2 protein-coding genes and 5 pseudogenes are annotated in these 6000 nt (G+C 58.9%); 4 read left to right on the top strand and 3 right to left on the bottom strand.

Going from position 1 to position 6000, the window contains the following annotated elements:
• Positions 1–470, bottom strand: a pseudogene (locus HCN50_RS29055) (transposase); the annotation flags it as partial.
• A 242-nt stretch (positions 471–712) separates the two neighbouring features.
• Here HCN50_RS29055 and HCN50_RS29050 point away from each other — a divergent pair.
• Both HCN50_RS29050 and HCN50_RS29045 read left to right on the top strand, forming a co-directional pair.
• Positions 713–979 (top strand): annotated as a pseudogene (locus HCN50_RS29050) (transposase); the annotation flags it as partial.
• Between the two features lie 533 nt (positions 980–1512).
• A pseudogene (locus HCN50_RS29045) lies at positions 1513–1740 on the top strand (group II intron reverse transcriptase/maturase); the annotation flags it as partial.
• A 350-nt stretch (positions 1741–2090) separates the two neighbouring features.
• On the opposite strand, the pseudogene HCN50_RS29040 reads toward HCN50_RS29045, so the two are convergent.
• Positions 2091–3273, bottom strand: a pseudogene (locus HCN50_RS29040) (IS701 family transposase); the annotation flags it as partial.
• A 729-nt stretch (positions 3274–4002) separates the two neighbouring features.
• On the opposite strand from HCN50_RS29040, the pseudogene HCN50_RS33920 reads away from it, so the two are divergent.
• Positions 4003–4430: pseudogene (locus HCN50_RS33920) on the top strand (FAD-binding protein); the annotation flags it as partial.
• A 268-nt stretch (positions 4431–4698) separates the two neighbouring features.
• On the opposite strand, the gene HCN50_RS34530 reads toward HCN50_RS33920, so the two are convergent.
• A complete protein-coding gene (locus HCN50_RS34530) occupies positions 4699–4872 on the bottom strand; it encodes a hypothetical protein (RefSeq protein WP_171713276.1) in 174 nt (57 codons plus the stop codon).
• 333 nt (positions 4873–5205) lie between these two features.
• Between HCN50_RS34530 and HCN50_RS29025 the strand changes: the two genes are divergently transcribed.
• A complete protein-coding gene (locus tag HCN50_RS29025; RefSeq protein ID WP_171713275.1) occupies positions 5206–5967 on the top strand; it encodes a helix-turn-helix transcriptional regulator in 762 nt (253 codons plus the stop codon).
• Positions 5968–6000 lie beyond the last annotated feature (33 nt).

The raw sequence follows: 6000 nt of genomic DNA, 5'->3' as shown, positions 1-6000 counted from the left end.
GATGTCGTCGATGAGCTCACGATTGGCGGCGGATCGCTGGCTCTCCGGGCGCGAGCGCCAGGCATAATAGCCGGCCGGCGAGACACCGAGCACGTCGCACATGATCATCACCGGATAGTCGGCGCGGCGATCTTCGATGAAGCGGAATCTCATTTCGGAACTCCAGCAAAGATCGCAATGGACTTTTTTAAAATATCGCGCTCCATGCGCAGCCGCTCGTTCTCCCGCTGCAAACGCGCGATCTCCGCCGCGTGGTCCGCCGACGGCAGCGTCGCCTGCGTTGTGGGGCGCCGCGTCGTCGCCGTCGGCTCCAGTCGGGCCCCCCGCTGCTCCACCCACCGCCGCAGCACGGAATCGCGCAGGCCGAGCTCCCTGGCAACAGATCCGATCGAGCGCCCGCTCGACGCTACGAGATCAACCGCTTGACGCTTGTAGTCATCCGTAAACGACCGACGTTGACGTCCTTCCATCCGACACCTCCTGGCTCGTCGAGCCTACTACAGGTGTCCATCAATTCGGAGGAGGTTCAGTCAGCCGCGATTACGCCATGTGAAGAAAGCGGATTGGCCTGAGAAATAAGCGGAATTGGTCTTAACGTAGTATTCGATTTTGCAGGAAAGCGGGGTATTGGACCTCGCTGTCTTGCGTTTTAGGATTTTGCTTTTGGGCGATTCGTGATTCCCTGACAGCGTCCTCGACATTGGGGAGTGCGATGAGCAAGCCGCGGGATGATCGCCAGAAAGACCTGTTGCTTCCGGTGCTTGATCAGATCATCGACATGGGTCATCCGCTGGTGCGATTGGCAGCGCTGATCGACTGGAACATCCTGAATGAGCGCTCCAGTTCGGTGTGCCAAGCAGGGTCGGGACAGCCGGGCTTGCCGACGCGGCTAATCGCCGGCCTGTTCATTTTGAAGCACATGCACAACCTCTCCGATGAGGTGCTGTGCGCTCGCTGGATCGAGAACCCCTATTACCGTGTGCCCGTAGCTGGTGCGTATCTGCCGGCGCAACTGTGTTGAAGATGGGAGTTGGCCTCCCGGAGCCGGCCTGCAGGGGCAGGCTTCAAACCACTCTAGGCTGCTGCGTTTAAGAGACGTGGTGGTGAGCGCTGGGGAAAAGGCGGCGGGCTACGCCGTCAGGTGAGTGATGAGAAGATGAGCGCAAGCGAACCGCCGATGACGCATCGAAATGGGTCCAGATGCTGTCAAAACGAGCATGGGGTTAATGATGCTCGGAAGAGTGTGGGCGATACCTGCTTACGGTCCGCGCGGCAGCCGGTGTATAGGCGGCATGATCTCATCACAGGCTTCAATCCGGAACGAGGGAACCTGGCTCGGGGTGTTAAGGGAAATCCGCAAGTGGCGCACACCACGAGGGAGAATACCAATACCCGAGACAGGGGCGGAGCAGCCTGTAGTAGCGTTGAAGTGGCTGTAACGGCCATGGAGCGAAGGGGCTGCGTTACCCTATCCGACATCGGACGCCAACCGACTTCGTCGGGAGGAGCGTCATGACGTCAGACAAACCGTTGCCCATCACCAAGCGTATGGTCTGGGAGGCCTACCAGCTGGTGGCAGGGAATGGAAAGGCGGCGGGCGTCGATGGCCAGAGCCTGGATGAATTTGCGCAGGACCTTGGGAATAACCTCTACAAGCTCTGGAATCGCTTGGCGTCGGGAAGCTACTTCCCGCCAGCGGTAAGGCGCGTGGAGATTCCCAAAGCCAACGGCGGCATCCGTTGCGGCTTCAGCCAGCGTTCGAGTTCGTCTTCCCATTGCGCCATGGTCAGCCCTCCAAGAGCCGACCACCCATGAATCATTGAAAAATCGATTCGGGAATCCTAAAAACTCAGGGAATCCAATAATCTGCCAAAGTAGTGCTAGCATTACAGTTGTCTTTTTGCTTTCAAGTGAGACCGTTGAGCGGCAGCCTGGTGAGCTCGGCGCCAGCAAGACGATGCGATGATGTGTGCGGGCTGAACGCGCTTTCGAGCGAGTCTGATGGCAATGCGGCGGATTTCCTGGATTGACCAACGGATCAGTGGCGGCGTGGTTATGCTTTGACCTTTGCCGGGGGGCGACGTTTTGTTTTTTTTGGGCGGTGGCGGATTAGCGCGATGTCGGATCGCGGCCATCATGGCGAAGGCGAGCATCACCAGGGACACGTGACGGTGCCAGCCATGCCAGGATCTGGTCTCGTTGTGATCGAGCCCGAACTCGTTTTTCGCGGTTTCAAAGCTGTCCTCGATCGCCCATCGATGGCCTTCGACCGCGACCAGCGTTTCAATTGATGTTCCCGCTGGGCACCAGGTGGTGAAGAAGGCGAGGTCATCATCGGCGATGCGACGACGGATCAGAAGACCCCGCGTCCACAAAGCATCACTTGCACTGTTGAATTGCTCGGCCTCGAGATCGGCCAATTCGAGATAACACCAATCGTGCAGCCGCGGCCCTTTGGTTCCGGCTCCCGCCGACAGGCGCTTCCAGTCGGATGAGCGCCGCGTCCGGGCGATGTCTGCGGCCGTACCGGCGACCGGCGGTCGTTTGCCCCAGGATCGAAACACATTCGCTGCTGACCCCAAGCACGTAGCCTTTGCCTCCCCGACGTAATTGCTGTTCGATGTCGCCAACGCCGTAGACGGTGTCACCGGCAACCCATTTGAATGGGACAGACGCGGCTATCGCGCGTGCGATCATTCCCGTCGCAAGCTTGGGTTTGGTCGCAAAGCCGACATCGGCAGGCACATAGGCCGCTTCCAGACGATCTGGATCGTCGGTCCATTCCTTCGGGAGATACAGCGCCCGATCGATGAACGCATGACCATGACGCGAAACGTAGGTCGCGAAGACCCCGATCTGGCAGTTCGTAATCTTGCCCGCCGAACCAGTGTATTGCCGCGCCACCCCACAGGACGCTGTGCCCTGTTTGAGAAAGCCGGTCTCGTCGATCACCAGCACGGCATCGTCATCCGCCAAATGCTCGATGACATAGTCGCGCACGATATCGCGCAGCGCATCAGCGTCCCAATCCCCACGCCCCAGAATTGCCTGCTGCCGCCATGGGCCAGGATCGCCTGCCGCCTCCGCGCGCATCCAACCGGTCTTGCGCTGCTCATCTCCGAGCAGGCCTTCCAGGAACAGGCCGGCATTCGTCGCCACACGCTCTTGCGTGAACAACGGACGTATCCGTTTCTTGATCTCTCGAAGCGACGCCGCCCACAACGCAAGCGTCTCCTCAATCGACGCGGCTTGCGTCCATGATCTCCGAATCATGGCTACCCATAGATTCAGACACTTCCAAAGAAAGCAACTGTAATGCTAGCCTAATGTCGCGGCTGCAGCAAACGGCGATGTCGCATTTGCGACCATGTCGTAATTGCGTCTGATCGCCTACCGTGCCCAATCGATCGCCAATTCTCTCAAGCATTTGTCTTCACGCCCGATTCTCGCGAGCGCCGCAACTGGTACGAACCTTGCTGTTCTCATCCCAGGTTCTCGGAACTTGTGGAGTACCGCATGCACGGTATCGTCTGCATTAAGCAGGCTTCCAATTTCGCTGAGATACGCGTGCGCGCCGTGGCCAACGACTCCATGCGCCACTGGGAGGCCGATCATTATCAACATCTACGATCTGTTCGCTGTGCGAGCAGTGCCGGAGCTAAGCGCCGAGTGCGGCGGCGAGATAACCGTGCTCATCGATGGCCGCCGAGCCCTACGCAAGGCACTGACCTTCGGCGCCGACCACATCGTGTGGTCATGATCGCGTATTCGCCAGGACGGCACACTGGCGAGCAGTTATGCGTTAGCGACCGCATCCGCAACAGGGAGGGAGTATGGGCCCGGCTGATGTCATCTTCACTGGCAATCAGACGATCGACGGCGACACCGCTAAGGTCGAGCCCAGCATTGCCAAGCGGCCTGGCCTGCTGCAGCTCACCTGCGTCGCCAAGACGGGGGCCCCGGATCTCAGCGCACCGACCATCAAATCGGAGCAGCACTCCATTCGTGCCGGATTGCGATTCCGCAAACGTCAATTTCGCGCATGCCGATGTCGTGATCGCCGAGGGTCTTGGGCTCCGATCGGACGAAAAGTGTCGAATGGTGCGCCAGTTCGCCGCTGTCCTTCGCGCCGAATATGGCTGCTCTGGTCCGCTGGCGCAGAAGGCCTGGGTCACCGCCGCCCGGCAGATCGGTCACACCGGCAAGATCATCCGGCCAAAGCTCTTTATCGCGGCCGGGATTTCCGGCGCGATCCTGCATCGGGTCGGCGTTAAGGGCGCCGACCTGATCGTCGCCTTTAGCATCGAGAAGAATGCGCCGATCTTCGAACTCGCCCATGTTGGTAGTGACGCGAACCGGCTGCTGGCAGCGCCGATGCCCGCTTTCGCGCGCGTCTGCGGCCGTATTCGTGCGTTCAGATCGCGAGCTAGAGGAAGCTGTCGCGGTCGAAGTAAGGTTCGACGCCATCGTGGTCGGCGCCGGGATAGCCGGCATGCCTCCGTGCTGCCTATGGCCAAGTTGGACATGAAGGCGTTTCGGCCCAAGCGCGGGCGAATATTCGCCAGCGCCCAGCGCCGCTGCACGATCCGGAAAAGTGGCCACCGGTTTTCGAAGGAATCACGCATAAGCAAGAGATTGAAGCCTGGCGCTCTAATCGTGGATACCAACCACGGAGACTGAAAAATGCATGTCGAGCCCTCAGTGAGCCTCGAAGAGAAGCTGTTCTACAAGCGCAATCACATCGATCTCGGTCGTTCCCATATCGAGGTGCGCGCGCACAATGATCTCGCCGCAGCTGCTTTCGCTCGTGAAAGCCGTCCCCGCGCACAACTTCGAGCCGAACGCCAAGTGCGACGTGGAGATCACCGTCAACGGCTGTATCAATACTCACCGCGTCGTTGGCGAGCCGTCTTGCGACATAAAGTGGCACTACCAGTGGCACGATTAGTGTGTGCTGTTCGATCTGAAGTGAGAGTGGCGCTGCACCTCCGCTGTTTGATTGGCATACCGACGGTCCTGTCCCTTCTGGGCGCCTGCTGGGAGAGGTCAACGAATTCGGGAATAGCACTTGCCGCAGCGCGCGAGTGTTCAGGCTGCATGAACAGCGGAGCAAGGGCTTCGCTTAGCGGAATAAAAATAGACCCTGCCTAAAAGGCGCAATAGAACACGCAAAACGGCCTCTTGGCCGTCCTCGTGAGGCGTCACATGGACTTATTCAGCTTCAGCGAATGCGCGACTCGAACGCGCTCTATTAAAGCGCTGTTCGATCTTCTTGTGAGCTGTGCGAGCGAGGAGGGCTTCAGTGAAGTCGCTTACGGAGCACTCACTTTCGCGGAGCCGCCTCGTCTACCGGGGTATCTACCGCCTGCCGGGACCGTGAACTTCCCGCCAGACTGGTGCCGCCGTTATTTTGAACGAAATTACCATGTCATCGACCCGGTGGTCCGGCGGACACCAACGCTCCCGGGGCCGTTTGTTTGGGACGAGCTCGCCAAGCAATACAAACTGCAATCCGGCGAGCAGCGCGTGCTAGACGAGGCCAGAGAGGCAGGTTTGAAGCATGGTATGAGCGTCCCATTGTTCGGGGCATTTGGCCGAATATCTGTGGTATCTTTTGCATCTCCGTTCGACGACGCCGATCCTCAGTATCGTATGAGCCACCTCAACACACTGGCCTGGCACTTTCATACCGCATTTGCGGAGATCTCGCACCCGTCGAATAGCAGCTGCAACATGAAACATATCCTGTCTGAGCGCGAAAAAGACTGCCTGCGCTGGGTAGCAGAGGGAAAATCGTCCTGGGAAATTGGGAAAATTCTGAAGCTTAGCGAGAATACAGTCAATTTTCATCTTAAGAACGTGATGCGCAAACTGGGTACGACGAATCGCACCCAGGCCATCGTAAAGGCGCTTCGCCTCAATCTCATTGAATTCTCGGCGGCGCCAGCGCTGGCAGCTGGATGCTAGCTGACGTGAGCATGTGGCGTCCGCTCGCAGGAG

This window comes from Bradyrhizobium archetypum (assembly GCF_013114835.1).
GTDB classification, from domain to species: domain Bacteria; phylum Pseudomonadota; class Alphaproteobacteria; order Rhizobiales; family Xanthobacteraceae; genus Bradyrhizobium; species Bradyrhizobium archetypum.
This window is presented reverse-complemented; position numbering and strand designations above follow the sequence as displayed.